We start from the raw sequence: 26,369 nt of genomic DNA on the forward strand, positions 1-26,369 counted from the left end.
GCCAGCAGCAGAGCTACCATAGCGATGCGTTGTTTCATGCCGCTTCTCCTTCTTTGATGCCGGTGGAGCGCAGGCCGCGCAGGGCCCATCCCAGCCGCTGTCTGGCGGCCTCGGGGCTGTCTATCTGGCTGAGAAAGGGGGCTGCCTGTTCAGGCAGCCAGCCGAGCTGACGACCGCTGCCGGCGATCACCAGCGGCAGGCCGACCGACCCCATGATGAAGATCATCAGCTGGAGCGGGTGACCCGCGACCAGCGACCCTTCCGCCTGTGCCATCCGTACCTGCTCGATCAGCAGCAGGGGATGACGGCGCGGCAGGCTGAGCAGAAAGCGCTGGGCCGCCCCTTCACCTGCCAGCGCATCGCCAAACAGGTGGTTGATAAAGCCGCGCTGGCGCGCCACCAGCCCGATCAGCGCCTCCATGGTCGCCTCGAACATGGCGATGGCAGAGGGGTAGGAGCCTTTGGCTGCCACCGCCTTGAGCTCGTCATAGAGGGGGGCGTACCAGAGCTCGACCAGCTCGTCGATAAAGGCGTCGCGGTTGCCGAAGTGGTAGACGAAGGAGCCGAGGTTCACCTCTGCCGTTGCCGCCAGCTCGCGCACCGTCAGGCCGCGCAGCCCCTTGTCGGTGGCGATGGCGAGGCCGGTATCGAGCAGTTTCTGACGGGTTGGATTCATTTTTCTGGTTCCTGCTGCACAGATTTTGATCTGATTTATACGTATGTATAAATCAGCCGCCGAGAATAGGAAAGATCTTTTTTTGAGCAGATTTCAGCGGGGATGAAAAAACGGCGGGCGTTGGCAAGGAGAGGTTTGGAAACGGCTTGGGATTGAGCGGGTTGCCGCAGGTGTGGGCCTGAATACGGACGATGGAGGTTGGTGGTGGAGAAATAAAAACGCCTCCACAGGGGAGGCGTTTTCAGGTCCATTGCTCGCTCTTACAGAATAAAGCGGCTCAGATCCTCGTCTTCAATCAGCTTGCCGAGGTGGGCGTTGACGTAGTCGGTGTTGATGACGAAGGTCTCGCCGGACTTCTCGGAGGCGTCATAGGAGATGTCTTCCATCAGCCGCTCCATCACGGTGTGCAGACGACGGGCACCGATGTTCTCGGTGCGCTCGTTGACCTGCCAGGCCGCTTCGGCCAGACGGCGGATGCCATCCTTGGTGAACTCGATCTTGACCCCTTCGGTGGCCATCAGCGCCTGGTACTGATCGGTCAGCGAGGCGTTCGGCTCGGTCAGGATGCGCTCGAAGTCATCGGTGGTCAGCGCGGTCAGCTCGACGCGGATCGGCAGGCGGCCCTGCAGCTCGGGGATGAGGTCAGACGGCTTGGCGATCTGGAAGGCGCCGGAGGCGACAAACAGGATGTGGTCGGTCTTGACCATGCCGTGCTTGGTGTTGACGGTGCAGCCCTCGACCAGTGGCAGCAGGTCGCGCTGTACCCCTTCACGGGAGACATCGGGGCCCGAGCTCTCGCCGCGCTTGCAGATCTTGTCGATCTCGTCGAGGAAGACGATGCCGTTGTTCTCGACCGCAGCGATGGCCTTCTGCTTCAGCTCTTCCGGGTTGACCAGGCGGGCCGCTTCCTCTTCGATCAGCGCCTTCATGGCCTCTTTGACCTTGATCTTGCGCTTCTTCTTCTGGTTCTGGCCCAGGTTCTGGAACAGCCCCTGCAACTGGTTGGCCATTTCTTCCATGCCCGGCGGGGTCATGATTTCGACGCCCATCGGGGAGGCGGAGAGCTCCAGCTCGATCTCCTTGTCATCCAGCTGACCTTCCCGCAGTTTCTTGCGGAAGATCTGGCGGGTGTTGGAGTTGTCGGCTTTCTCTTCCTCGCCCCAGCTGTTGCGCGGGTTGGGCAGCAGGGCGTCGAGGATGCGCTCTTCGGCGGCTTCCTCGGCGCGGTATTTCATCTTCTCCATCTCGGTTTCGCGCACCAGCTTGATGGCGGCATCGGTCAGATCGCGGATGATGCTGTCCACTTCCTTGCCGACATAGCCCACTTCGGTGAACTTGGTCGCTTCCACCTTGATGAAGGGGGCGTTGGCCAGCTTGGCCAGGCGACGGGCGATCTCGGTCTTGCCGACACCGGTCGGGCCGATCATCAGGATGTTTTTCGGGGTCACTTCATGGCGCATCTCTTCATCGAGCTGCATCCGGCGCCAACGGTTGCGCAGGGCGACGGCGACCGCGCGCTTGGCGTCGGCCTGGCCGATGATGTGACGATCCAGCTCGTGGACGATTTCTCTCGGGGTCATCTCGGACATGATGGCGTTCCTGTATCCGGGGCGGGTAGGGCCCACCCCTTGGAAAATGGGGGGTCTGGCAAGACGGCCTTATTTGGCGGTCCTATTTCGCCGACTTATTTAGCTGAATAATCCAGCACTTCGATGGTGTGGTTGCCGTTGGTGAACACACAGATGTCGCCGGCGATCTTGAGCGCCTTCTCGACGATGCTCTTGGCGTCGAGCTCGGTGTTCTCCAGCAGGGCGATGGCGGCGGACTGGGCAAAGTTGCCGCCGCTGCCGATGGCGATGAGATCGTGCTCCGGCTGCACCACGTCACCGTTGCCGGTGATGATGAAGGATTTGTGCTCGTCGGCGACGGCCAGCAGGGCCTCGAGGCGGCGCAGGGCGCGATCGGTGCGCCAGTCCTTGGCCAGCGCCACAGCGGCGCGCTCCAGGTTGCCCTGATGGGCCTGCAGTTTGGCTTCGAAGCGCTCGAGCAGGGTGAAGGCGTCGGCGGTGCCGCCGGCGAAACCAGCCAGTACCTTGCCGTTATAGAGGCGATGAACCTTGCGGGCATTGCCCTTCATGACGGTGTTGCCAAGGGAAACCTGGCCATCGCCACCGATGACGACCTGACCGTTGCGGCGAACTGAAACTATGGTAGTCACTTTACTTACCTCGCTTGAGCCGAATGACGGCCTGACTGTGCATGGCAAGAAAGATGGGGATGGCAAACCGGCTTTTCAAGCCTGCGGTTTGGCGAGACAAACGGGGTGGGAGAGGATCGGTGGCAACTGGCACCAAAAGAAACAGGGCCGGGTGTTGCCACCCGGCCCTGTGGTATGCATGCGGCGATCAGCCCTTCTTGGGGATGCAGCCGCTGATGCCGGAGCCCTGCAGCTTGCGGTTGGCCGCATCGGCCGCCGCCTTGCCGCTGAAGGGACCGACCATCACTTTGTAGACGGCACCACCGGCCCCGTTGACCACCTGCAGGCTGGAAGAGAGCCCGGCGGTGAAGGCGATGCGCGCCTTGAGCGATTCGGCGGAATCCTGCGAGCGCAGCGCGGCGCACTGCATCATGTAGCGTTCGTTGTCGGCCGTCGCGGGCGGGGTGGCCGCCTTGGCCTTGGCGGCCTCGGCCCGTTCCCGCTCCAGTTCGGCACGCAGCTCCCGCTCCATCCGGTCCCGTTCGGCCTTGCGGTCGATCACCTGCTCCTGGGCACTGGCCACCGGTGCGCCGGTCGCCGGCTTGGCCGGTTGTACCGGTTGCGGCTTGTAGGGCTGCACCTGACCGATGGGGGTACCCGGCTGGGGAATGTCGGTCGGCACCGGTTGCGGCAGCTTCTCCGGCTGCAGGGTCATGGTTTCCGCCGGCGGTGGTGGCAGCACGCCCGGCTGGGGCGGCGGCTCGGTGATATCGACCTGCTTGTTCTCCAGCCGTTCGATATAGCTCCACTTCTCCTGCGGCAGACCGTTGTTCTGTGCCTTGGGCTTGTTGGCTTTCACCTGCTCTTCGATGGTCGGGGCATCATGACCCTTGCCACTGATGGTGTAGAGGAAGCCGCCAAAGCCAGCCAGCAGCGCCCCGGCCAGCAGGGCCGGGATAACAGGAAAGCGGCGAGGTGCCGCTTTCTTGGTGTTGCGACCACCCGCCCGACGTCGCGGGCGGCTGCCGACATAATCCCGGGTCGCCATCTATTACATGCGCTCCAGGGTGTGGATGCCCAGTACGCCCAGACCCAGCTTGAGGACCTTGGCGGTGGCGGCGCACAGCAGCAGACGGCTCTGACGGGTCGCTTCGTCGACGCCATCCTTGTTGATCGGGCAGGCTTCGTAGAAGGTCATGAAGTTGCCGGACAGCTCGTACAGATAGGTACAGAGCAGGTGCGGCATGCCCTTGTCCGCCACGCCGTTGACCGCGTCGGAGAACTGGATCAGCTTCTGGGCCAGCACCTCTTCCGCTTCCTCGTTCAGGATCACATGACCGCTCAGGGTGTCGGCATCGACGCCGGCCCTGCGGAAGATGGACTGGATACGGGTGTAGGCGTACTGCAGGTACGGCGCCGTGTTGCCTTCAAAGGAGAGCATCAGGTCCCAGTCGAAGATGTAGTCGGTGGTACGGTTCTTGGAGAGATCCGCATACTTGACCGCACCCATGGCGATGGCGTGCACCACCTGGGCCTTCTCTTCGGCGGAGAGGTCGCTGTTGCGGCTCTCCAGCAGGGCGCTGGCGCGCTCTTCGGCTTCGTTCAGCAGTTCGACCAGCTTGACGGTACCGCCGGAACGGGTCTTGTAGGGACGGCCGTCCTTGCCCAGCATCATGCCGAAGGCGTGGTGCTCGAGCGGTACGGATTCCGGCACATAGCCCGCCTTGCGGGTGATGGTCCAGGCCTGCATCAGGTGCTGGTGCTGACGGGAGTCGATGAAGTACATCACCCGGTCGGCGCCCAGGGTTTCGTAACGATATTTGGCACAGGCGATGTCGGTGGTGGTGTAGAGGAAGCCGCCATCGCTCTTCTGGATGATGACGCCCATGGGCTCGCCATCCTTGTTCTTGTACTCGTCCAGGAAGACGACGGTGGCGCCTTCGCTCTCGACCGCCAGGCCGCGAGCTTTCAGATCGGCCACGATCTCCGGCAGCATGTCGTTGTACATGGACTCGCCCATGATGTCCTTGTTGGTCAGGGAGACATTCAGGCGGTCGTAGTTGCGCTGGTTCTGCTCCATGGTCATGTCGACCAGCTTCTTCCACATGGTGCGGCAGTACTCATCGCCGCCCTGCAGCTTGACCACGTAGTTGCGCGCGCGCTCGGCGAAGGCTTCGTCTTCGTCGTAGTGGCGCTTGGCCTGGGTGTAGAAGGCTTCCAGATCGCGCAGCTCCATGTCGGAGGCGTGCTCGTTGGCCATCTTCTCCAGATAGGCGATCAGCATGCCGAACTGGGTACCCCAGTCGCCGATGTGGTTGGCACGCACCACCTTGTGGCCGAGGAACTCCAGCGCGCGGGCGGCCACGTCACCGAGGACGGTGGAGCGGATGTGGTGCACCGCCATCTCCTTGGCCACGTTGGGGGCGGAGTAGTCCACCACCACGGTCTGCGGCGCCGGCAGCTTCACGTTGGCGTTGGCAGAGGCGACCATGGCCTCCACCTGGCCGGCCAGCCAGCTCGGGTCGAAGAAGAAGTTGATGAAGCCGGGGCCGGCGATCTCGACCTTGGCGATCAGATCGGAGGCGGGCAGGTGCTCGATGATGGCAGCGGCCAGCTCACGGGGATTCTTGCGGGCCGGTTTGGCCAGCAGCATGGCCAGGTTGGTGGCCAGGTCGCCGTGAGCCTTCTCCTTGCATCGGTCTACTTGCACGCGGGCTTCCAGGTCCGCCGGCAGGACGCCCGCAGACTTCAGATTGGCTACCGTTTGTTCAAGTAGATGATGAATATGCTCTTTCATAACTGACCACCAAGGTTGCGCGTCGAAAAATGACTGATATATAAGGGCGTGAATTTTACCCGCATCGGCCCGAGAAAACTATAGGGACGGCCCGCCGGAGTTGGATGGGCGGATATTTCACTGCATTTGGCACCGTAATCCAGAATATTGGACGGAAATTGTGGTGCTTATCCATTTCTACTGCATATCGAAGCGGCTTGTCCAGGCTATTTTCCCCTGATTGTTAAGGGGTTTTTTATTCCAACTCGTTCTGAATGATCTGCCCCGTCGGCACGGTCGTATCAACAGGGACCTTTTACCGAGGAATCTGTCGATGAAACTGGCGCTGTTTCCCCTCTCGGCCCATCTGTTGCCCGGTGGCATCATGCCGCTGCGCATCTTCGAGCCCAGATACCAGCGCATGATCGCCCAGGCGGGAGATCAGGGCTTCGCCCTCTGCATGCTGGATCCCCGCCAGCCCGATGCGCTGCGCAACATGTATCCCATCGCCACCCGGGTGCGGATCGTCGACTTCGATCAACTGCCGGACGGCCTGCTCGGCATCACAGTGCTTGGCATGGAGCGGGTCAGGATCACCGATCTGTGGCAGGAGGCAGACGGCTTGCGGATTGGGGAGGTGGAGCAGCTGCCCCCCTGGCGTACCGGCCGGCTCAATGCCGACCAGCACTCGCTGGCCAGGGCGTTGCAGGAGGTGTTCGAAGACTACCCGGAATACGCGGCCCTCTATCGCAACCCCGACTGGGGCGATGCCAGCTGGGTGGCCCAGCGCTGGCTGGAGGTGCTGCCGATCCCGGTGGAGCAGAAGCAGTGGCTGGTGGCGGCGGAAGACAACCAGCCGGCGCTCTCCCTGCTGAGCGGGTTGCTGGTCGCCAGCCATTGAGCCCTCTTTGATACGGCGCCGGTGATCCTTTTGCCGCGGCGCACGTATTGGCACTCATCACCCTCTTCAAGGTACGGCGCCATGGCATATACTGGCCAATCACAATTGACTCCGCACAGGATATCGCCCCCCATGGATGACTCCGCCGGCGATCTGAAATCCCTGCTGGTGCGGGTGGCCGAGCATGGTGACAAGGCCGCCTTCGCCACCCTGTTCCAGCACTTTGCCCCGCGCATCCGCAGCTACGGGCTGCGCCACCTCGGCAGCGAGGCCAACGCCATGGAGCTGGTACAGGAGACCATGCTGCTGGTGTGGCAGAAGGCCCGGCTCTATCACCCCGACAAGGGGGCTGCCACCACCTGGATCTACACCGTGATGCGCAACCAGAGCTTTGACATGCTGCGCCGACGCCGCGCCAGCAAGGAGGAGCTCTGCGCCGAGGAGATCTGGCCGCTGCTGGAGTTCAGGGCGGAAGAGGAGCACCTGAGCGGCGGCGAAGACGCCGTTCTGACCCGCCAGATGGCCCATTACGTCGGCACCCTGCCGGAACCGCAGCAGCAGGTGGTGCGCGGCATCTACCTGCAGGAGCTCTCCCAGCAGGAGCTGGCAGACCGGCTCGGTGTGCCGCTCGGCACCATCAAATCCCGCCTCAGACTGGCATTACAAAAATTGAAGGAACAAGTGGAGCAAGGCCATGATTAAAGCCCATCCCGTTCAGGCCATGTTGCGCGCCTTTGCCGCCGACGAATTGCCCCTGCCGCTGGCCGTCGGCGTTTCCGCTCACTGCGAGCTCTGCCCCTATTGTGCGGCCCGGCTGCGGGCCTGCGAAGAGGAGCTTGCCCGGCAATACCTGGCGCCGGCCGAAGAGTGCGAGCCCTTGCCGGCGGCGTTCGATGCCATGCTGGCTGGTATCCTGCAGCAGCCGGTGGCCAGTGAGGCCGCGTTGAGTCAGTCGGCGGCGGTCCAGCCCGAGCTGCAGGTGGCGGGCCAGTCGTACCGGTTGCCACGGGTGCTGGCTCGTCACCAAGCTCCCAGCTGGCGCCACATCGGCGCCATCCGGCAGGTGAGCCTGCCGCTCGACGAGCAGGGGGCCCGCGCCAGCCTGCTGCACATAGAGGCGGGCGGTCGCATCCCGGAGCACACCCACAAGGGCTACGAGCTGACCCTGCTGCTGGCAGGCACCATCGAAGATGGCGACACTCGCTATCAGGCCGGGGACTTCATCTGGCGCGATGCCAGCCACGCCCACAGTCCGCACACCCCGGACGGCTGCCTCTGCTACACGGTGCAAGACGCGCCGGTGCAGTTCACCAAGGGGCTGTCGCGGCTGCTCAACGGCATCAGCCATCGCCTCTACTGAGCCATGGCAGCAATAAAAAAGGGACCCTCGAGGTCCCTTTTTGCATGGTGTCGCGACCGGATCAGGCGACGAACACCAGATAGACGGCGAAGGCCACCACGAAGCGGTAGATGGCGAACGGGATGAAGTCGAGGCGACGGATCAGCGCCAGGAAGGTCTTGATGGCGATCATGGCTACCACGAAGGCGGTGATGAAGCCCACCGCAAACATGGGGAAGTCGGCCATGGAGAGCAGATCCCGGCTCTTGTAGAGATCCAGCCCGCTGGCCGCCACCATCATGGGCACCGCTAGGATGAAGGAGAACTCGGCCGCAGCCTGGCGGCTGATCCCCATCAGCATGCCGCCGCTGATGGTGGCACCGGAGCGGGAGAAACCGGGCCAGAGCGCCAGACACTGGAACAGACCGATGCCGAGCGCCTGCTTGTAGCTGATGTCGTCCAGGGTTTCGGAGCGCACCGCCGGGCGGAACTTCTCGGCGATGATCAGCAGGATGCCGCCGGCCACCAGGGCGTACATCACGGTCTGTGGGCCGAACAGATGGGCCTTGATCCAGCTGTGGATGGCGAGGCCGATGATCACGGCGGGCAGCATGCCGAGGATGATGTGCACCAGCGAGAGGGTGGCGTGTCCCTGCGCCGGTTTCTGGCCGAAGTGGATGCCGATCAGGCCAAACAGGCGGCGCCAGAACACGGCGACCACCGCCAGGATGGAGCCCATTTGGATCACCACTTCGAAGGTGGCAGCCTTGGGGCCGTCGAAGCCAAGCAGGTGGCCGACGATGATCATGTGGCCGGTGGAGGAGACGGGGAGGAACTCGGTCAGGCCCTCCACTATGCCCAGCACGAAGGCGACAAACAGGGCGTAAGACTCTGTCATGTTTCAGATCTCTTGATTATTGGTCCGGATGAAGTCGGCCCCGAGCCGAGCCAGGGGCGACCAATGATGGAGGAAAATCGGACGGGCAACCAGTGAATATTGTGTCGGTGGCAGGCCCCGCCGGCGGGATCGACGGCGGGGCCATGGGTTTTCGTTCGGGTCAGATTTGTTCGCCGTCGGCATCGGCCCCGATCAGGCGGTACCCTGGCTGGCCAGGATCCCCTCGATTTGCTGCAGCAGCGCTGCATCCAGCGGAGGCTGGGCCTGGGCTTCCACAGCGCTGACAATCTGCTGCGGGCTGCTGGCACCGATCAGGGCGCAGCTCACCACAGAGTCGCGCAGCACCCACTGCAGCGCCAGTTGCGACAGCGGTTGGCCCCGCTGCTGCGCCAGCGCGTGCAGGGCGCGGATGGTGGCCAGCTTCCCGGCGGTGATCTGTTCGGGCTTGAGGAAGGGGCTGGCACTGGCCGCGCGCGAATCCGCTGGAATGCCGGCCAGGTAGCGATCGCTCAGCAGCCCGCCGGCCAGCGGAGAGAAGGCGACCACCCCCATGCCGTGCTCGCGGCAGATCGGCAGGGTGTTGGCTTCAATATCGCGCTGGAACAGGGAGTATTTGAGCTGATTGACCAGACAGGGGGTGCCCAGCTCCGCCAGCCGGGAGGCGGCCTGCGCGGCGAGCGGGGCCGGGTAGTTGGAGAGGCCGACGTAGAGCGCCTTGCCTTGACGAACCATCAGGGCCAGCGCCTGACAGGTCTCCTCCAGCGGGGTGCGCGGATCCGGCCTGTGGTGATAGAAGATGTCCACATAGTCGAGGCCGAGCCGGCGCAGGCTCTGGTGCAGGCTGGCAAACAGGTATTTGGCGCTGCCGCCATCGCCATAGGGGCCATCCCACATGATGTATCCCGCCTTGCTGGCGATGATGAGCTCGTCCCGATAGAGGGCCAGGCTCCCCTTGAGCAGCTTGCCGAAGGTGATCTCGGCCGACCCCGGCGGCGGCCCGTAGTTGTTGGCCAGATCGAAGTGGGTGATGCCCAGATCGAACGCCTGGTGCACCATGGCTTTCGCGGTGGCGGGATCGCACTCGGCGCCGAAGTTGTGCCAGAGGCCGAGACCGATGCTGGGCAGACGCAGGCCGTGGCGACCGGCGGGTCGATAGGGCTGGCGCTGGTAGCGGTCGGGGGCGGCGAGGTAGTGATCATCCATAACGACTCCTTGCGTGAACTTGTGTGCGAGCGGATATGACGGGTGACCCCGCGCCCTCTTCATCCGCCATGTCGGCGTGGAGCAGAGCGCGCGGGGCCAGAGTAGGGCCAGAGTGCCGCGAAACGGTGACGCCGCCTCGGCCTCGCCTGCGGTGGTCAGCACAGGCTTGGCGGAGGGCGCCGGGTCAGCCGGCGGCGATAAAGCGATAACGGGTCTGGTGACGATAGGTCTGCCCCGGCAACAGCCAGGGATCCCCCAGCTCGGGCCGGTTGGGACTGTCCGGCAGCTGCTGGGCCTCCAGACAGAAGCCGGCGTGATCCTGATGGAGTTGGCCATCGCGTGCTGGTGTATTGGCCAGCCAGTTGCCGGTGTAGAACTGCAGCGAGGGCTGGTTGGTGTAGACCTCCATGGCCAGCTGACGATCCCCCGAGACCACCCGCGCCGCCCACTCGGCGGTCGGCCCGTTGAGCACGAAGGCGTGGTCATACCCCTTGGCCTGTTGCTGCTGGGGATGGCTCAGCCACTCTTGTCCGATAAGGCGCTCACGGCGCAGATCAAACGGCCCCTCCACCGGTGCGAGCGCGAGTGGCAGCCCGCTTGGGTCGGTCGGCAGGAAACGGTCGGCATTGAGGCGGATGAGGTGGCCGCGCACATCGCCGTCGGCGGCTTGTCCATCGAGATTGAAGTAGGTGTGGCTGGTGAGGCTGACCGGGGTGGCGGCATCCGTGCTGGCGACGAAATCCACCACCAGATCGCACTGCTCCAGCCGGTACTCCAGCGTGACCCGCAGGTTGCCGGGAAAGCCCTGATCCCCCGCTCGGGAGAGCAGGGTCAGTCTGACCCGGTCCGCCTCCCGCTCCTTGATCTGCCAGTGCTGGTGATGAAACCCCGCCCGCCCGCCGTGCAGGCAGTGGGGCGGCTGGTTGGCATCCAGCGGCCAACGCTGGCCGTCGCGCAGCAGCTCGGCGTTGCCGATGCGGTTGGCAAAGCGCCCCGCCACCGCCCCCAGCCACACCTGCTGGGCGGGGTAGGCCTCATCGGCGCAGCCCAGCAGCACTTCGCGGCGCCCGCCCGCCACCGGCAGGGTGAGGGAGGTGAGGGTGGCGCCGAAATCGAGGCCACGCAGGCGCAGCCCCTCCTCGTTTTCCAGCTCGAACGGGATCATGGCATCGCTCATAGTCTGCCTGCACCTGTGTTGCCGACCCGGCAGACGTCACCGTCGGCCTGCATCATCAATGGGCTCATAGTCTTCCCGCTCCTGCGCTGGCGCGGCAGACGTAGCTGTCGGCCTTGAGGCCGAAGCGGGCCGGGTAGTCGGCATCGACCGCGGCGATCACCTCGGCCACCTTGTCGGGGTGCAGCAGGGCGACCACGCAGCCACCGAAGCCGCCGCCGGTCATCCGCACGCCGCCCTCGGTGCCGATCCTGGCCTTGATGATCTCCACCAGACCATCGATGGCGGGCACGGTAATTTCGAAGTCATCGCGCATGGCGGCGTGGGAGTCGGCCATCAGCTCGCCGAGGCGCACCAGATCCCCTTGCGCCAGCGCGTCGGCGGCGGCCAGGGTGCGGCTGTTGTCGCCCACCACGTGACGGGCACGGCGATAGCAGACCTCATCCAGCCCGGCCTTGCCCGCTTCCAGCGCCGCCAGATCCAGATCGCGCAGCGCCTTGACCCCGTAGTGACGGGCGGCTGCTTCGCACTGCTGGCGGCGGGTGTTGTATTCGCTGTCCACCAGGCCGCGGCGCACGTTGGAGTTGACGATCAGCACCGCCAGATCGGTGGGCATGGGGATGAGTCGGGTTTCCAGCGAGCGGCAGTCGAGCAGCAGGGCGTGATCCTGTTTGCCGCTGGCGGAGATCATCTGGTCCATGATGCCGCAGTTGCAGCCGACGAACTGGTTCTCTGCCTGCTGGCCGTTGAGGGCAATCTCGGCCTGCGTGATGGCGAGCCCCAGCGCCTCCTTGAAGGCCTGGCCGATGGCCACTTCCAGCGAGGCGGAAGAGGAGAGGCCGGCTCCCTGCGGCACGTTGCCGGAGACCACCAGATTGAGGCCGCGCAGCGGATAGCCCCGCTCCTGCAGGTATTTCACCACCCCGCGGATGTAGTCGCTCCAGCGCTGGTCGGCATGGTGGCCGATGGGCTGGTCGAGATCGAACAGGTCGCGCTGGTTGCCGTAGTCGGCGGCGATCACGTGCACCAGGCTGTCATCGCGCAGGCCGATGGCGACGCAGGTCTCGTAGTCGATGGCGCAAGGCAGCACGAAGCCGTCGTTGTAGTCGGTGTGCTCGCCGATGAGGTTGACGCGGCCGGGGGCCCGCACCAGCAGGTCGGGTTGTTGCTCAAACTGCTCGGCAAACACGGCGCTGACGCGCTGACTCGGGGTCATAGGGCCTCCTCGTTGGCCTGATTGGTCTGGTTGTAATGAATGGGGGAAAGTGCCCGCAGCCGTTCCGCGGCTTGCTCCGGGGTAAGGTCACGCTGGGTCTCGGCCAGCATCTCGAAGCCCACCATGAATTTGCGCACCGTGGCGGAGCGCAGCAGCGGCGGATAGAAGTGGGCGTGCAGTTGCCACGCCTCTGGGCAGTCGGAGCGGGGCGGGGCAAAGTGCCAGCCCATGGAGTAGGGGAAGCTGCACTCGAACAGGTTGTCGTAGCGGCTGGTGAGCTCCTTGAGCGCGATGGCCAGATCCTGCTGCAGCTCGGGAGTGAGGTCGAGCAGAGAGGGAGCGTGGCGCTTGGGCAGCAGCAGGGTCTCGAACGGCCAGGCCGCCCAGAAGGGGACTACCGCCAGCCAGTGGGCTGTCTCCACCACGATGCGGGAGCGATCCTGCAGCTCCCGCTCCACGTAGTCGACCAGCAGCGGGCGGCCGTGCTCCGCCAGCCAGTCGCGCTGGTGCTGCTCTTCGCGGGCAATTTCATTGGGCAGGAAGTCGCTGCCCCACAGCTGACCGTGGGGGTGAGGATTGGAGCAACCCATGACGGCGCCCTTGTTTTCAAACACCTGCACCCACTCCCACTGGGCCGACAGCTCGGCCACCTGTTCCATCCAGGTGGTGATCACCTGCTCGATGGCAGGCAGGGGCAGTTCGGGCAGGGTCTTGCCGTGATCCGGCGAGAAGCAGATGACCCGGCTGGTGCCACGGGCGGCTTCCAGCTTGAGCAGGGGATCCTGCTGGCCACTGGCAGCCGGGGTGTCCTGCATCAGGGCGGCGAAGTCGTTGGTAAAGACGAAGGTGTCCCGATAGTCGGGATTCTGGTCGCCGGTGACGCGCTTGTTGCCGGCACAGAGGAAGCAGTCGGGGTCATGGGCCTGGCTCGGCGCCTGGCTCACCTTCTCTACCTGGCCCTGCCAGGGGCGCTTGGCTCTGTGAGGGGAGACCAGCACGTATTGGCCGGTCAGCGGGTTGAAACGACGGTGGGGGTGATCAACCGGGTTGAACATCATCACTCCTCAAGCTCAATAAAGGAATTGCGGGCAGTGATGAGGGCGGGTGCGCCGCTCATCTGTGGCCCCTCTCCCGCGACGGGAGAAGGGTGCAAAACGGATATCACGCCTCATACCCCTGGGGGTTGGCGGATTGCCAGCGCCAGCTGTCGGCGCACATGGTGGCCAGATCCCGCCGGGCACGCCAGCCCAGCTCGCGTTCGGCCTTGGCGGGATCGGCCCAGCATTCGGCGATGTCGCCCGGGCGTCTTGGTTCGATGCGATAGGGCAAGGGGCGGCCGCTGGCCGTCTCGAACGCCGCGACCATCTGCAGCACGCTCTGGCCCTGGCCCGTGCCCAGGTTGTAGGTGTGCACGCCGCCCTTGCTGGCGCAGTGCTGCAACGCCTTGACGTGTCCTTCGGCAAGATCCATCACGTGGATGTAGTCGCGTACGCCGGTACCGTCGACGGTGGGGTAATCGTTACCAAAGACGGAAAGGCAATCGCGCCGGCCAATGGCGACCTGGGTCAAAAACGGCATGAGGTTGTTGGGGATCCCCTGGGGATCTTCCCCCATGGTGCCCGACTGGTGGGCGCCGACCGGGTTGAAGTAGCGCAGCAGGGTCATGCTCCAGTGCGGTTCGGCCCGCTGCAGATCCTCGAGGATCTCTTCGATGATCAGCTTGGATCGGCCGTAGGGGTTGGTGGCGCTGCGTGGGAAATCTTCCCGGATGGGGGTGCTGGCCGGGTCGCCGTAGACGGTGGCCGACGAGCTGAACACCAGGTTATGGACGCCGGCCCGCTGCATCGCCTGCAGCAATACCAGGGTACCGCTCAGGTTGTTCTCGTAGTATGCGAGGGGGAGGCGGGTGGACTCGCCGACCGCCTTGAGGGCGGCGAAATGGATCACGGCGTCGATCCGTTGCTCGCTGAAGATGCGATCCAGCAGGGCCGGGTCACGGATGTCCCCCTGATAGAAGCGGGGCTCGCGCCCGCTGATGGCGGCGATGCGAGTCAGTACACCCGCCTTGCTGTTGCAGAGGTTGTCCACCACCACGGGCTCCATGCCAGCCGCTTGCAGTGCCAGGCAGGTGTGGCTGCCGATGTAGCCGCAGCCGCCGGTGACCAGTACTTTCATCCTCATCTCCACGCTGAAAAAAGCCTGTGAAGGAGTCTAGCCGAGGGGCCGGCGGGCAAACTGTGAACTGGCTAACAAATATGTGTAAACGATTACACTTGTTTTGATGGTCATCATTTCAGCAATATGGTTTTCCCCCCTGTTATCAGTGACATTGCTCGGTATAATGGCGCCATCCCGAGCCGTGAAATAAGTGAAAACAGCATGAGTACCATCAAGGATGTCGCCCGTTTGGCCAACGTATCGGTGGCAACGGTTTCACGGGTGATGAACAACTCACCCAAGGCCAGTGCCGCCTCCCGCGAGGTGGTGCAGAAGGCCATGGCCGAACTGGGCTACACCCCCAATGCCAACGCGCGGGCACTGGTCAGCCAGACCTGTGACACAATGGGGGTGCTGGTGGGCGACGTGGCGGATCCCTTCTTCGGCGCCCTGGTCAAGGGGGTGGCCGCGGTGGCGGTGGAACAGGGCCTGCACCTGTTGATGGGTAATGGTTTTCACAAGGCACGGCAGGAGCGCGAATCCATCGAACTGCTGATCGGCAAGCGCTGCGAGGCGCTGGTGGTGCACAGCAAGGCGCTGAGCGACGAGGAGCTGATCGACTACGCGCTGCGGGTGCCCGGCATGGTGCTGATCAACCGCGACATCCCGGCGCTCAAGGGGCGCTGCATTGCCCTCAACAACCGCCAGGGGGCCGCCACGGCGACCCGCCATCTGCTGGAGCTGGGCCACCGCCACATCGCCTTCCTCAGTTCGGATCACGCCATCGAAGATGCCATCCTGCGGCTGCAGGGCTATCAGGATGCGCTGGCCGAAGCGGGGTTGCGCGCCGATCCTGAGCTGGTGGAGAGCGGCATGCCCAACGAGGAGGGCGGCGAGCGCGCCATGCTCAACCTGCTGGCCAAGGGGCTGCCCATCACGGCCGTGGTGGCCTACAACGATGCCATGGCGGCGGGGGCCATCTCGGTGCTGGCGGACAATGGCCTCAAGGTGCCGGAGGAGGTGTCGGTGGTGGGCTTCGATGACATCATCTATGCCAGATACCTGCGCCCCAAGCTCTCCACCATGCGCTACCCGGTTGAATTGATGGCTGCCCAGGCGGCCAAGCTGGCACTGCAGCTGGCGGCGGGTGAAAGCGAGGCGGTACAGAGCCGCATTTACACCCCGACCCTGATCAACCGCCACTCGGTGGCGCCCGTTCGAAGCTGATCCCTTTCATTTACCTCTGTTTGTCGCTCCGGATCGCCGTTTTTGCGGCGCGTGATCCGGAGCCTTGGTCTTTTACCTGCATTTAGCGCATTTTTACCCTGTTTTACTTAACAAATTCAGTGTAATCGTTTACATCTGTGTGAGCGAGATCGCCGATCACCGGGCAAAACTCCCCTACACTGTATACGTTTTCGGCGTTCATGCAGGGAGAGAGAAGAATGCTCAGGGAGATAGTGGCCCGTCAGGACTGGCAGACCCAGGCGATTACCGCAGTGAATCGGTTGCCTGCCCATACCCCCTTGTTCAGCTGGCGCAGCGAAGCCGCGGCGCGGGATGATCTCGCCTCGCCATCGCGCACCCTGCTGGATGGGGAGTGGCGTTTCTCCTTCTTCGCGGCGCCCGAGCTGGTGCCGGAGCACTGGCTGGTTGAGGATCTGCCGGATGCTTGTCCCATCAAGGTACCGGGCAACTGGCAGCTGGATGCGGCCTACCCAGGGTTGCGGCCTGCGACAGACGTGCCTATCTACACCAACATCAAATATCCCTTCCCGTGCGATCCACCGCGGGTGCCGGCCGAGAATCCCACCGGCTGCTACTCCCGCGAGTTCAGCGTGCCGGCCGACTGGCTCGCCAGCGGCCAGACCCGGATCATCTTCGACGGGGTGGACAGCGCTTTTCACCTCTTCTGCAACGGTCGCTGGGTCGGTTACTCCCAGGACAGCCGGCTGCCTGCCGAATTTGATCTGACCTCTTTCCTCTGCTGCGGTGACAACCGGCTGGCAGTGCTGGTGCTGCGCTGGTCCGACGGCTCCTATCTGGAAGATCAGGACATGTGGCGCATGAGTGGCATCTTCCGCTCCGTCAGCCTGCTGCACAAACCGGCCCGTCATCTGATGGACATCCGGGTCACCCCAGAGCTGGACGCCTGCTATCGCGATGGTCGACTCAAGATCGCGTTGCAGGCAGTCAATGGGGCCGGTCTGTCGGTGGTGGCCAATCTCTATGACGGCGGTGAGCGGGTGGCGACCCTGTGCCAACCGATCGGCACGCAAGCCATTGACGAGAAAGGGGCATATGACGATCGTGCCGAGTGCTGGCTCGAGGTGGCGGCTCCGCGCAAGTGGAGCGCCGAGACCCCCCACCTCTATCGTCTCACCCTGACCCTGCTGGACGAGCAGGGGGAGCCCATCGAGAGCGAAGCCTATGACGTGGGCTTTCGGGCGGTGGAGATCCGTGGCGGCCTGCTGCGGGTCAACGGCCAGCCGCTGCTCATTCGCGGTGCCAACCGTCACGAACACGATGCGGCCAGCGGCCATGTGGTGACCCCCGCCGCCATCGAGCAGGATCTGCTGTTGATGAAGCGGCACAACTTCAACGCGGTGCGCTGCTCTCACTACCCCAATCACCCCGAGCTTTATCGGCTGTGCGACCGGCTCGGCCTCTACGTGGTGGACGAGGCGAACCTGGAGACCCACGGCATGACCCCCATGGGGCGGCTGGCGCGGGATCCCGCCTGGAGCAACGCCTTCCTGGAGCGGGTGACCCGCATGGTGGCCCGCGACTTCAACCACCCCAGCATCATCATCTGGTCCCTTGGCAACGAGTCGGGTTACGGCCCGGCCCACGATGCCATGTATGGCTGGGTCAAGCGGGCGGATCCGAGCCGTCCGGTGCAATACGAAGGGGGTGGGGCCGATACGCCGGCCACCGACATCATCTGCCCCATGTATGCCCGTACCCATCAGGATCAGCCCTTCCCGGCGGTGCCCAAGTGGGCGCTGGCCAAGTGGATCGGCCTGCCGGGAGAGACTCGCCCGCTGATCCTGTGTGAATACGCCCACGCCATGGGCAACAGCCTGGGGGGCTATGCCCACTACTGGCAGGCATTTCGCGATCATCCACGGTTGCAGGGTGGTTTCGTCTGGGATTGGGTCGATCAGGGGCTGGACAAGCTGACCGATGACGGCCGCCATTTCTGGGCCTATGGCGGTGATTTCGGCGATACCCCGAATGATCGCCAATTCTGCTGCAACGGTCTGGTGTTTCCCAACCGCACCCCCCATCCCGCCCTGTTTGAGGCAAAACGTGCCCAGCAGCCGTTCGGGTTGAGGCTGCTCGAGCGCCAACCGCTGACGATCGAGATCTGCAGCGAGTACCTGTTTCGCGAGACGGACAACGAGCGGTTGCAGTGGCGGCTGTGCGAAGACGGCGTAGTGGTGAGCCAGGGTGAATGCCCACTCACCCTGGCACCGCAGGAAAGCGTGACGCTGACTCTGCTGGAGCGGCTGCCGGCCTTTGCGCCGGGGGCGCTCGCCTGGCTGGATCTCGCCATCGTGCAGCCCGCCGCCACGCCCTGGTCAGCGGCTGGTCACGAGGTAGCGCGCCAGCAATGCATGTTGCCTGCGCCGCTGGCACTGCCCGCCACCCGCACGCCGGCCACCTTTATCGAGCTGGCGGATGGCTGGCAGATCCGGGCGGCCGCCAGCGAGTGGCGGTTGGACAAGGCCAGCGGCCGCGTCCAAAGCTGGTGCAAGCTGGGCCGCGAGCAACTGAAAGAGGCGATCGCCGATCACTTCTACCGGGCACCGCTCGACAACGACATCGGCACCAGCGAGGCGGATCACGCCGATCCCAACGCCTGGATCGCTCGCTGGCAGGAGGCCGGGCTCAATGAGTTGCAGCACCGCTGCCTCGATATGGTAGTGAGCCCTGACCAAGGGGTTGTGACGGTACGCCACGGTTACTTCGTCGGCGATGTGCTCAAGCTGCTGACCCGTTGGCGCCACGAGTTCGATCAGGATGGGGCCATGCGCCTCGCCATCGAGGTGCAGGTGGCGGCTGAGATGCCCTCTCTGCCGCGCATCGGCGCCCGGCTCTGGCTGACCGACGAGGTGCTGGCGGCAGGAGAGGTGAGTTGGCTGGGGCGCGGTCCGCACGAGAACTATCCGGATCGCCTGCTGGCTGCTGACCTCGGTCGTTGGCAGTTGTCGCTCGATGCGCTGCACACCGCGTATGTGTTCCCGACCGACAACGGGCTGCGCTGCGACACCCGCCAGCTGCAACTGGGTAGCATCGAGGTCGAGGGGCTGTTCCATTTCAGCTTGAGCCGCTTCAGTCAGCAGCAGCTGGCACAGGCCCGCCACCAGACCGATCTGGTGGCCGAGGGAGGGCTGCACCTCTGTCTCGATGGCTTTCATATGGGGATTGGGGGCGATGATTCCTGGAGCCAGAGCGTGCGGCCGGAATATTGGTTGCAGCCGGGCGGCTACTATTGGAACTGTGTTCTACGCTGAATCTGAGCGATTGCTTAACAAGAAAGAGCCTCGTTCAGGGCTCAAGCATCAGTAATCAAATGTAACTGCATGATTTTTTAATTGATTTGTTGCTATGTAACAGAGTGTAAACGTTTTCATTTTGTTGTCATGATCACAGATTGTCATACAACAAACTGATTACATTAGGCTGGCGCCAGTTCACTTGGTGTACAGCATTCCCTACAAAAACAGATAGAGAGATCGGAGCATAACAATGAAAAAGATCACGACCATTGCCGCCGTACTGATGAGCCTGATGGCTGGGGCCACCGCTCATGCCGAAACCCGCATCGGGGTGACCGTCTACAAATACGACGACAACTTCATGGCGGTAGTGCGCAAGGCAATCGAGAAGGAAGCGGCGGCCAACCCGGGGGTGGAGCTGCTGATGAATGACTCCCAGAATGACCAGTCCAAGCAGAACGATCAGGTCGACGTACTGCTGGCCAAAGGCGTGAAGGCGCTGGCCATCAATCTGGTTGACCCGGCTGCGGCCCCGGTCGTGATCGAGAAGGCCCGTGGCGAGGATGTGCCCGTGGTGTTCTACAACAAGGAGCCGAGCGCTGCCGATCTCGCCAGCTATGACAAGGCTTACTACGTGGGTACCGACTCCAAGGAGTCAGGCATCATCCAGGGTCAGCTGATCGCCAAGCACTGGAAAGCCAACCCGGCCTGGGACCTGAACAAGGATGGCGTCATCCAGTTCGTGCTGCTGAAAGGGGAGCCGGGCCACCCCGATGCCGAAGCCCGTACCACCTACGTCATCAAGACCCTGAACGACGGCGGCATCAAGACCGAGCAGCTGCACATGGATACCGGTATGTGGGATACCGCCATGGCCAAGGACAAGATGGACGCCTGGATCTCCGGCCCCAACGCCAACAAGATCGAAGTGGTCATCGCCAACAACGATGGCATGGCGATGGGGGCCGTCGAGTCGCTGAAGGCCCAGGGCAAGACCGCCATCCCGGTATTCGGGGTTGATGCCCTGCCGGAAGCGCTGGCTCTGGTCAAGAGCGGTGCCATGGCCGGTACCGTGCTGAACGATGCCGCCAACCAGGCCAAGGCGACCTACGAGCTGACCAAGAACCTGGCGGAAGGCAAAGCTGCCGGTGAAGGCACCAAGTGGAACATCGTCAACAAGGTTGTGCGCGTTCCCTACGTTGGTGTCGATGCTGACAACCTGTCCAAATTCGAATAATTCCCTCCTCCCGGGCAAGGGGTCTCCCCTTGCCCTCAGTTTCAACCAGATGTGATGGCTGATATGACAACACAGCAACAATCAGAATGGCTGTTGGAGATGATTGACGTCAGTAAAAGCTTTCCCGGCGTCAAGGCACTCGATAATGTCAATTTACGGGTCCGTCCTCATTCTGTGCATGCGTTGATGGGCGAGAACGGGGCAGGAAAATCCACGTTGCTCAAGTGCCTGTTCGGCATTTACGAGAAGGATCAGGGCAAGATCTTCTTCAAGGGGCAGGAGATCAACTTCACCTCCTCCAAAGAGGCGCTGGAGAATGGCGTCTCCATGGTGCATCAGGAGCTGAACCTGGTGCTGCAACGCTCGGTGATGGACAACATGTGGCTCGGTCGCTATCCCACCAAGGGGCTGTTCGTCGACCACGGCAAGATGTATCAGGACACCAAGCATATCTTCGACGAGCTGGACATCGACATCGACCCAAGGGTCAAGGTCGGCACCCTCTCCGTCTCCCAGATGCAGATGATCGAGATCGCCAAGGCGTTCTCCTATGACGCCAAGATCGTCATCATGGACGAGCCCACCTCCTCGCTGACCGAGAAAGAGGTGAGCCACCTCTTCAAGATCATCAACAAGCTCAAGGAGAAGGGCTGCGGCATCGTCTACATCTCCCACAAGATGGAAGAGATCTTCCAGCTGTGTGACGAGATCACCATATTGCGGGATGGCCAGTGGGTGGCGACCCAGCCGCTCAAGGGCATGACCATGGATCAGATCATCGGCATGATGGTCGGCCGTGAGTTGACCCAGCGCTTCCCGGAGAAGACCAACCAGCCGAAAGAGGTGATCCTCGAAGTCGAGCACCTGACGGCGAAGAACCAACCCTCCATTCAGGACATCACCTTCAACCTGCACAAGGGGGAGATCCTCGGCATTGCCGGACTGGTGGGGGCCAAGCGCACCGACATCGTCGAGACCCTGTTCGGCATCCGCGATCGCAGTGAAGGTGTCATCAAGCTGCACGGTCAGCCGGTGGCGAACCACAATGCCCACGAGGCGATCCGCAACGGTTTTGCACTGGTGACCGAGGAGCGGCGCTCCACCGGCATCTATTCGCGCCTCGATATCGCCTTCAACTCCCTGATCGCCAACATGGACAACTACAAGGGCTCCATGGGGCTGCTCAGCGACAACAAGATGAAGAGTGATACCCAGTGGGTCATCGACTCCATGCGGGTCAAGACACCGACCCAGCAGACCCAGATCGGCTCCCTGTCGGGAGGCAACCAGCAGAAGGTGATCATCGGCCGCTGGCTGCTGACCCAGCCGGAGATCCTGATGCTGGACGAACCGACTCGTGGCATCGATGTGGGGGCCAAGTTCGAGATCTATCAGCTCATCCTGGAGCTGGCGAAGAAGGACAAGGGCATCATCATCATCTCGTCGGAAATGCCCGAACTGCTCGGCATCACGGATCGCATCATGGTCATGAGCAATGGCCGGGTCGCCGGGATCGTCAATACCAAAGAAACTGACCAGAGCGAGATACTGCGCCTGGCATCTCTGTACCTCTAGAGACAGGAAGACATTTATGGAGTCGGCTAAAAATTTCAATCTGATGCGGGCGCTCAAGGAGAACGGCATCTACGTGGTGCTGCTGGTGCTGCTCATGATCATCGTGATCAAGGAACCCTCCTTCCTGAGTCTCACCAACTTCAGCAACATCCTGACCCAGTCTTCGGTACGGGTCATCATAGCGCTGGGGGTGGCAGGTATCATCATCACCCAGGGTACGGATCTCTCGGCCGGTCGTCAGGTCGGTCTGGCTGCACTCATCGCTGCGACCATGCTGCAGGCGCTGACCAACGTCAACAAGGTGTTCCCGACGCTGGGGGAGGTGCCCATTCCTGCGGTGATCCTGCTGGTCTGCGTGGTGGGTGCCCTGATAGGCCTGGTCAACGGTCTTATCGTCGCCTATCTGAACGTGACCCCCTTTATCACCACCTTGGGGACCATGATCATCGTCTACGGTATCAACTCCCTCTACTTCGACTCGGTGGGCGCCTCGCCGGTGGCCGGGTTTGACCCCCGCTTCTCCAGCTTCGCCCAAGGCTTTATCCGGATCGGCGGCTTCAAGCTCTCGTACCTCACCTTCTACGCGGCCATCGCCAGCGTCTTTGTCTGGGTGCTGTGGAACAAGACCCGCTTTGGCAAGAACATCTTCGCCATCGGCGGCAACCCGGAAGCAGCCAAGGTCTCCGGCGTCAACGTGGCGGTCAATCTGGTGATGATCTATGCGCTGGCTGGAGTCTTCTACGCCTTCGGCGGCATGCTGGAGGCGGGCCGGATCGGTAGCGCCACCAACAACCTCGGCTTCATGTACGAGCTCGATGCCATCGCGGCCTGCGTGGTGGGCGGGGTGTCGTTTGCCGGCGGGGTGGGAACTGTCGCAGGTGTGATCACCGGCGTACTTATCTTCACCCTGATCAACTATGGTTTGACCTATATCGGCGTCAGCCCTTACTGGCAGTTCATCATCAAGGGCGGCATCATCATTCTGGCGGTGGCATTGGACTCCATGAAGTACGCCAAGAAGAAATAACGATTGGCAGGGAGGGTTGGCAGTGCCAGCCCTCTCTTCTGGAGGGATCCCATGCCATTCAAGGTCAAGATTTACATCCTGTTGCTGCTGGCCATTCTGGTCACCATAGGTACCGCTTGGTTCAGCGTCAATCACTTCATCAGCGCCTACATCCGCACCCAGGCGACCAAGAACATCAACGAACAGATCACTCTGGTCAAAGAGAAGCTGGCCAGCGACATCAATCAAAAAATCCTGCTGGCGGCCAACCTCAACTTCGGGGTGACCAACGTCAAGAAGACGCTGGAAGAGACCGGCTTTCACAATATCGTCAAGGTGATCGGCGACATGGCGTTCGACGTGAGCGGGGTTATCAACGACACGGCCAAGGTCGATGCGCTGCGCAAGCTGATCCCTGCCGCCAACAACCAGATCACCGTCAGCCCGCTGCAGCAGGTGGATGGCAAACCCGTCATCTCCATTCTGGTGCCGCGAGGGGCCGACTCTGCCTACCTTTATTACCTCGACATGAGCGAGTTCAAGAACCTGCTGGAGAAGGTGAGCGGCGAGGGGCGTTACTTCTCGCTGGCCGATGGCCAGGGCAATGTGCTCTACAGCAGCAAGCCGCAGGGAGAGAACGAAGCTCGTCCCAATCCGCTGGATATCCGTGGCAGCAGCTGGACGCTGACCGGCTACATCGATCTCGACTACATCCGCACCATGACCCAGGCGCTCAACGGCCAGATCATCATGGCGTTGCTCGGGGTGGCGGTGGTGGTGATGGTGCTCGCCGTACTGGCGCTCAATCTGGCCTACCGCCCCATCCTTTCGCTGCGGGATCTGGTGCTGGAGCTCTCCCGTGGCAGCGGCGATCTGACTCGCCGGCTGGCGGTAACCAGTACCGATGATCTGGGCCAGATTTCGGCCGGTATCAACCGCTTTATCGAGCGGCTGCAGGAGATGATGAACGAGGTACGGCAGGCCAGCGGCCAGCTCAACAGCGGTATCGAGGGGCTGGCCAGCCAGACCGGTGCAGCCCAGTCCCTGCTGGCGGATCACGTGCGGGAGACCGAGCAGGTGGTGACCGCCATCAATGAGATGAGTCGCACCGCGGTCTCCGTTTCTGAAAGTGCGGCCAGTACCGCCCAGCTCACCGGCCAGAGCCAGCAGCTGGCGAGCCAGTCCCGTCAGGTGGTGGATCAGGCCATGGCCAGTGTGATGGCGCTGGTCGACGAAGTGGAAGCCACTGCCCGCTCCATCGAAGCCATGCAGCAGGATGTGCAGCAGATTGGCTCCGTGCTGGGGGTGATTGGCAGTATTGCCGAACAAACCAACCTGCTGGCCCTTAACGCCGCTATCGAGGCTGCCCGGGCTGGCGAGCAGGGGCGCGGCTTTGCGGTGGTGGCGGACGAGGTGCGTTCTCTCGCCGCTCGCACCCAGCAGAGCACGGCGGAGATCCAGACCATGCTGGCCAGTCTGCAGCGGGGTACCCAAACGGTGGTGGATGCCATGAGCAACACCAAACAGAGTTGCCAGGGGGCCGCCGAGAACACCACCCGGGTCAATGAATCGCTGGATCTGATGGCGGGAGAGGTGGTGGAGATCAACGATCTTATCAGCCACATCGCCACGGCGGCGGAGCAGCAGAGCGCAGTAGCCGAGGAGATCAATCGCAACATGAGTGCGATTGCTGAGGTGATCCGCCAGCTGACTCACAACGGGGAGGAAACGGTAGCCAGCTCCGCCGCAATGCAGCAGACCTACGACAGGCTGCGGGAGATCGTGGGCCACTTCCGGCTCGAGTAGATGTCGGAGGCTGGCCGCTGAAGAAAAATGGCCAAAAAAGATGGGGGCGACTTGCGTCGCCCCCGATAGTCTTATCGCTCATGTCCTTGAACGAAGTTGCTCCCTGCAATCCCTGACTATACCTCTTCCTTTAGGTTTCCCCTTCCCAATCCTTTGGGGTGTCCTTTAGCCACCATGGCCTGACGAGTCATCCATTCCCGTCGCACTTTCTCCGTCCTGGGAGGTGTCCTTTACCACATCCTGTGGTGAGTCCATTTGCCCAACCCTGGCAGCCAGTCTTCCTGACCGACTTCATTGCGTCCGTGCAGGAGTAACTATAAGGATTTCACGGGGTACGACAACGGCAGATTGAAAAACGTTTTTACGCATCTCGTTACGAAGGAAACTTGTTTCGATATATTTCATTTTAAATCAGTGTTTTGGTTTATTTGCGTTCAGGTTTTTTGATCCCATCTTCCGACTATCGCGAGAGCTTTTCTGGCGCTTTGCTCACGAGGTGAGTGGCGAATGTCTCACACGCAGTTTAACCGGGGTTCAGAAAGGGATGAGGGGAGCAGAGCGCGGGGAGCTGGCGGCGATAACAAGTGTCACTACTGTCGTGTCAGTTGTGTTCCTGTAGCCGTTCATAGATGGTTTGGCGCTCTTCCGGGCTCAAGGAGGAGAAGTAATGGGTAAACAGACGCAGCAACAGGGATTTGTTCATGCCATCCTGCTGGGTCAGGCTGCCAAGCTCATCGATGGCCGTGGTACTCAGGGAAAAGGTCGCTTTTTTGTAGCTGGGTTTTAGGTGTTCACCGTTTTCGATGAAGGCGAGTGCAGTGAGGGCTTCCTCCCGATGCAGATTCAGCTCCAGGCTGACAACTTTGGGTTTGCCCTTGGCGTAGAAGTCAGCATCTTCGATGAACTCGTCAATGGTGAACTTCTTCTGATGATGCAGATTGTGTTTTTTCTTCAGGTCGGCAAGGCCCATCTCACACCCCCAGCTCCAGAAACTCCTTGGCGATGGCCCGGATCTCTTCGGCCGATTTGCCATCCGGTTCTATTTCCATCACCGACAACCCCTTCTCCTCGCTGTCATCGTAGACATTGCGGCCATAGGTAATGGAGTTGAGTACGTCGACACCGAAGGAAGAACACACCTCCTTGGCCTCCAGGATCCGCTTCACCTGGTTGGGCAGGGCAGGGCACTGGGTCAGCACCACGGCCGCCCGCAGGCTGGGGTTGACCATCTTGCAGGTGGTGATGAGGTCTTCCATGTGCGGCAAGGTCTTGAGGTCGCGGCGTTTGGGACGTAGCGGGATCAGGGCGTGGGTGGCAACTGCCATGGTGGAGCGCAATGCCCGGTTGTCCTGGCCGCCGCAATCGACAATGAGATAGTCATAGCGGTTCTTCAGGCTGAGCAAGTCGTTGCGGATGTTGCCGTAGAGCTGAACACAATTTATCTGGGGCAGGTCCGGATTGTCATTGCGCTCCTGGATCCAGTCCGAGGTGGTGCGCTGTGGATCGCAATCGACCAGCAACACCTCGCCATGAAACTGGGTCCTGAGGTAAACCGCCAGATTCTGGGCCAGGCAACTCTTGCCGCTCCCCCCTTTTTCGCCACCGACCAGCAGGATCATGACCGTCTCCTATCCCTATGAAAAACAGCTGCATTGAGTATAGGAGGGGGTCGGGCCATGACAAGCCAAGAGGAGGTGGCCTCC

General features: G+C 62.3%; 22 protein-coding genes. 9 read left to right on the forward strand and 13 right to left on the reverse strand.

Annotation, left to right across the window (positions count from 1 at the left end; genetic code table 11):
* Positions 1-34 precede the first annotated feature (34 nt).
* The 5 genes from AACQ43_RS18740 to argS form a co-directional block, all read right to left on the reverse strand.
* Positions 35-676 carry a TetR/AcrR family transcriptional regulator gene (locus tag AACQ43_RS18740; RefSeq protein ID WP_168968263.1) on the reverse strand — a complete coding sequence of 214 codons (642 nt, stop codon included), beginning with the start codon at positions 674-676 and terminating at the stop codon, positions 35-37.
* Positions 677-936: 260 nt separating this feature from the next.
* Complete coding sequence (gene hslU / locus AACQ43_RS18745; protein ID WP_168968264.1) at positions 937-2,265, reverse strand: HslU--HslV peptidase ATPase subunit; 1,329 nt, start codon at positions 2,263-2,265, stop codon at positions 937-939.
* Between the two features lie 95 nt (positions 2,266-2,360).
* Positions 2,361-2,894 carry an ATP-dependent protease subunit HslV gene (gene hslV, locus AACQ43_RS18750; RefSeq protein ID WP_168968266.1) on the reverse strand — a complete coding sequence of 178 codons (534 nt, stop codon included), beginning with the start codon at positions 2,892-2,894 and terminating at the stop codon, positions 2,361-2,363.
* Between the two features lie 187 nt (positions 2,895-3,081).
* Complete coding sequence (locus tag AACQ43_RS18755; RefSeq protein WP_011707775.1) at positions 3,082-3,921, reverse strand: SPOR domain-containing protein; 840 nt, start codon at positions 3,919-3,921, stop codon at positions 3,082-3,084.
* 3 nt (positions 3,922-3,924) lie between these two features.
* On the reverse strand, positions 3,925-5,670 hold the full coding sequence (gene argS, locus AACQ43_RS18760; protein ID WP_168968267.1) for an arginine--tRNA ligase: 1,746 nt from the start codon (positions 5,668-5,670) through the stop codon (positions 3,925-3,927).
* A 313-nt stretch (positions 5,671-5,983) separates the two neighbouring features.
* Here argS and AACQ43_RS18765 point away from each other — a divergent pair, with 313 nt between their 5' ends.
* The 3 genes from AACQ43_RS18765 (at position 5,984) to AACQ43_RS18775 (ending at position 7,910) form a co-directional block, all read left to right on the forward strand.
* Positions 5,984-6,550, forward strand: a complete 567-nt coding sequence (locus AACQ43_RS18765) for an LON peptidase substrate-binding domain-containing protein (RefSeq protein ID WP_049045479.1) — start codon at positions 5,984-5,986, stop codon at positions 6,548-6,550.
* Positions 6,551-6,682: 132 nt separating this feature from the next.
* Positions 6,683-7,252 (forward strand): sigma-70 family RNA polymerase sigma factor, encoded by a 570-nt coding sequence (locus AACQ43_RS18770; protein ID WP_168968269.1) that lies wholly within the window; start codon positions 6,683-6,685, stop codon positions 7,250-7,252.
* On the forward strand, positions 7,245-7,910 hold the full coding sequence (locus AACQ43_RS18775; RefSeq protein WP_168968271.1) for a ChrR family anti-sigma-E factor: 666 nt from the start codon (positions 7,245-7,247) through the stop codon (positions 7,908-7,910). The genes AACQ43_RS18770 and AACQ43_RS18775 overlap by 8 nt, the downstream gene beginning before the upstream one ends.
* Before the next feature lie 61 nt (positions 7,911-7,971).
* On the opposite strand, the gene bacA is transcribed toward AACQ43_RS18775, so the two are convergent.
* From bacA to galE, 6 genes are all read right to left on the reverse strand, one after another.
* Complete coding sequence (gene bacA, locus AACQ43_RS18780; protein WP_011707770.1) at positions 7,972-8,787, reverse strand: undecaprenyl-diphosphate phosphatase; 816 nt, start codon at positions 8,785-8,787, stop codon at positions 7,972-7,974.
* Positions 8,788-8,979: 192 nt separating this feature from the next.
* Positions 8,980-9,990, reverse strand: coding sequence for an aldo/keto reductase (locus AACQ43_RS18785; RefSeq protein WP_168968273.1), 1,011 nt, complete (start codon positions 9,988-9,990; stop codon positions 8,980-8,982).
* Between the two features lie 184 nt (positions 9,991-10,174).
* Positions 10,175-11,167 carry a galactose-1-epimerase gene (gene galM, locus AACQ43_RS18790; protein ID WP_168968275.1) on the reverse strand — a complete coding sequence of 331 codons (993 nt, stop codon included), beginning with the start codon at positions 11,165-11,167 and terminating at the stop codon, positions 10,175-10,177.
* 64 nt (positions 11,168-11,231) lie between these two features.
* On the reverse strand, positions 11,232-12,380 hold the full coding sequence (gene galK, locus AACQ43_RS18795) for a galactokinase (protein WP_168968277.1): 1,149 nt from the start codon (positions 12,378-12,380) through the stop codon (positions 11,232-11,234).
* Complete coding sequence (locus AACQ43_RS18800) at positions 12,377-13,435, reverse strand: UDP-glucose--hexose-1-phosphate uridylyltransferase (protein ID WP_168968279.1); 1,059 nt, start codon at positions 13,433-13,435, stop codon at positions 12,377-12,379. The genes galK and AACQ43_RS18800 overlap by 4 nt, the downstream gene beginning before the upstream one ends.
* 106 nt (positions 13,436-13,541) lie before the next feature.
* Complete coding sequence (galE, locus tag AACQ43_RS18805; protein WP_168968281.1) at positions 13,542-14,555, reverse strand: UDP-glucose 4-epimerase GalE; 1,014 nt, start codon at positions 14,553-14,555, stop codon at positions 13,542-13,544.
* A gap of 204 nt (positions 14,556-14,759) precedes the next feature.
* Here galE and AACQ43_RS18810 point away from each other — a divergent pair, with 204 nt between their 5' ends.
* The 6 genes from AACQ43_RS18810 (at position 14,760) to AACQ43_RS18835 (ending at position 24,666) form a co-directional block, all read left to right on the forward strand.
* On the forward strand, positions 14,760-15,764 hold the full coding sequence (locus AACQ43_RS18810; RefSeq protein ID WP_011707764.1) for a substrate-binding domain-containing protein: 1,005 nt from the start codon (positions 14,760-14,762) through the stop codon (positions 15,762-15,764).
* Between the two features lie 218 nt (positions 15,765-15,982).
* Positions 15,983-19,057: a beta-galactosidase gene (locus AACQ43_RS18815; protein ID WP_168968283.1), complete on the forward strand. Its 3,075-nt coding sequence runs from the start codon at positions 15,983-15,985 to the stop codon at positions 19,055-19,057.
* 235 nt (positions 19,058-19,292) lie between these two features.
* The gene (mglB, locus tag AACQ43_RS18820) at positions 19,293-20,279 is read left to right on the forward strand and encodes a galactose/glucose ABC transporter substrate-binding protein MglB (RefSeq protein ID WP_011707762.1); all 987 of its coding nucleotides are present in this window, start codon (positions 19,293-19,295) and stop codon (positions 20,277-20,279) included.
* Positions 20,280-20,333: 54 nt separating this feature from the next.
* Positions 20,334-21,854: a galactose/methyl galactoside ABC transporter ATP-binding protein MglA gene (gene mglA / locus AACQ43_RS18825; RefSeq protein ID WP_029302302.1), complete on the forward strand. Its 1,521-nt coding sequence runs from the start codon at positions 20,334-20,336 to the stop codon at positions 21,852-21,854.
* A 16-nt stretch (positions 21,855-21,870) separates the two neighbouring features.
* On the forward strand, positions 21,871-22,881 hold the full coding sequence (gene mglC / locus AACQ43_RS18830; RefSeq protein ID WP_040069707.1) for a galactose/methyl galactoside ABC transporter permease MglC: 1,011 nt from the start codon (positions 21,871-21,873) through the stop codon (positions 22,879-22,881).
* Positions 22,882-22,932: 51 nt separating this feature from the next.
* Positions 22,933-24,666, forward strand: coding sequence for a methyl-accepting chemotaxis protein (locus tag AACQ43_RS18835; RefSeq protein WP_168968285.1), 1,734 nt, complete (start codon positions 22,933-22,935; stop codon positions 24,664-24,666).
* 601 nt (positions 24,667-25,267) lie between these two features.
* Here AACQ43_RS18835 and AACQ43_RS18840 read toward each other — a convergent pair.
* Positions 25,268-25,636 carry a CopG family transcriptional regulator gene (locus AACQ43_RS18840; RefSeq protein WP_011707758.1) on the reverse strand — a complete coding sequence of 123 codons (369 nt, stop codon included), beginning with the start codon at positions 25,634-25,636 and terminating at the stop codon, positions 25,268-25,270.
* A 1-nt stretch (position 25,637) separates the two neighbouring features.
* Entirely contained in the window at positions 25,638-26,285 is a 648-nt protein-coding gene (locus AACQ43_RS18845) for an AAA family ATPase (RefSeq protein WP_011707757.1), read from the reverse strand.
* Between the last annotated feature and the right edge of the window lie 84 nt (positions 26,286-26,369).

The organism is Aeromonas sp. DNRA1, from assembly GCF_963888745.1.
In the GTDB taxonomy this organism is placed as follows: domain Bacteria; phylum Pseudomonadota; class Gammaproteobacteria; order Enterobacterales; family Aeromonadaceae; genus Aeromonas; species Aeromonas hydrophila.

Bases quoted from the DNA above. Each gene is read 5' to 3' on its own strand.
- mglB (WP_011707762.1), top strand. From the start codon at position 19,293: ATGAAAAAGATCACGACCATTGCCGCCGTACTGATGAGCCTGATGGCT.
- AACQ43_RS18775 (WP_168968271.1), top strand. From the start codon at position 7,245: ATGATTAAAGCCCATCCCGTTCAGGCCATGTTGCGCGCCTTTGCCGCC.
- galM (WP_168968275.1), bottom strand. From the start codon at position 11,167: ATGAGCGATGCCATGATCCCGTTCGAGCTGGAAAACGAGGAGGGGCTG.
- AACQ43_RS18740 (WP_168968263.1), bottom strand. From the start codon at position 676: ATGAATCCAACCCGTCAGAAACTGCTCGATACCGGCCTCGCCATCGCC.
- hslU (WP_168968264.1), bottom strand. From the start codon at position 2,265: ATGTCCGAGATGACCCCGAGAGAAATCGTCCACGAGCTGGATCGTCAC.
- galK (WP_168968277.1), bottom strand. From the start codon at position 12,380: ATGACCCCGAGTCAGCGCGTCAGCGCCGTGTTTGCCGAGCAGTTTGAG.
- AACQ43_RS18755 (WP_011707775.1), bottom strand. From the start codon at position 3,921: ATGGCGACCCGGGATTATGTCGGCAGCCGCCCGCGACGTCGGGCGGGT.
- bacA (WP_011707770.1), bottom strand. From the start codon at position 8,787: ATGACAGAGTCTTACGCCCTGTTTGTCGCCTTCGTGCTGGGCATAGTG.
- AACQ43_RS18835 (WP_168968285.1), top strand. From the start codon at position 22,933: ATGCCATTCAAGGTCAAGATTTACATCCTGTTGCTGCTGGCCATTCTG.
- AACQ43_RS18765 (WP_049045479.1), top strand. From the start codon at position 5,984: ATGAAACTGGCGCTGTTTCCCCTCTCGGCCCATCTGTTGCCCGGTGGC.
- AACQ43_RS18845 (WP_011707757.1), bottom strand. From the start codon at position 26,285: ATGATCCTGCTGGTCGGTGGCGAAAAAGGGGGGAGCGGCAAGAGTTGC.
- galE (WP_168968281.1), bottom strand. From the start codon at position 14,555: ATGAAAGTACTGGTCACCGGCGGCTGCGGCTACATCGGCAGCCACACC.
- mglC (WP_040069707.1), top strand. From the start codon at position 21,871: ATGGAGTCGGCTAAAAATTTCAATCTGATGCGGGCGCTCAAGGAGAAC.
- AACQ43_RS18785 (WP_168968273.1), bottom strand. From the start codon at position 9,990: ATGGATGATCACTACCTCGCCGCCCCCGACCGCTACCAGCGCCAGCCC.
- AACQ43_RS18810 (WP_011707764.1), top strand. From the start codon at position 14,760: ATGAGTACCATCAAGGATGTCGCCCGTTTGGCCAACGTATCGGTGGCA.
- argS (WP_168968267.1), bottom strand. From the start codon at position 5,670: ATGAAAGAGCATATTCATCATCTACTTGAACAAACGGTAGCCAATCTG.
- AACQ43_RS18815 (WP_168968283.1), top strand. From the start codon at position 15,983: ATGCTCAGGGAGATAGTGGCCCGTCAGGACTGGCAGACCCAGGCGATT.
- AACQ43_RS18770 (WP_168968269.1), top strand. From the start codon at position 6,683: ATGGATGACTCCGCCGGCGATCTGAAATCCCTGCTGGTGCGGGTGGCC.
- AACQ43_RS18800 (WP_168968279.1), bottom strand. From the start codon at position 13,435: ATGTTCAACCCGGTTGATCACCCCCACCGTCGTTTCAACCCGCTGACC.
- mglA (WP_029302302.1), top strand. From the start codon at position 20,334: ATGGCTGATATGACAACACAGCAACAATCAGAATGGCTGTTGGAGATG.
- AACQ43_RS18840 (WP_011707758.1), bottom strand. From the start codon at position 25,636: ATGGGCCTTGCCGACCTGAAGAAAAAACACAATCTGCATCATCAGAAG.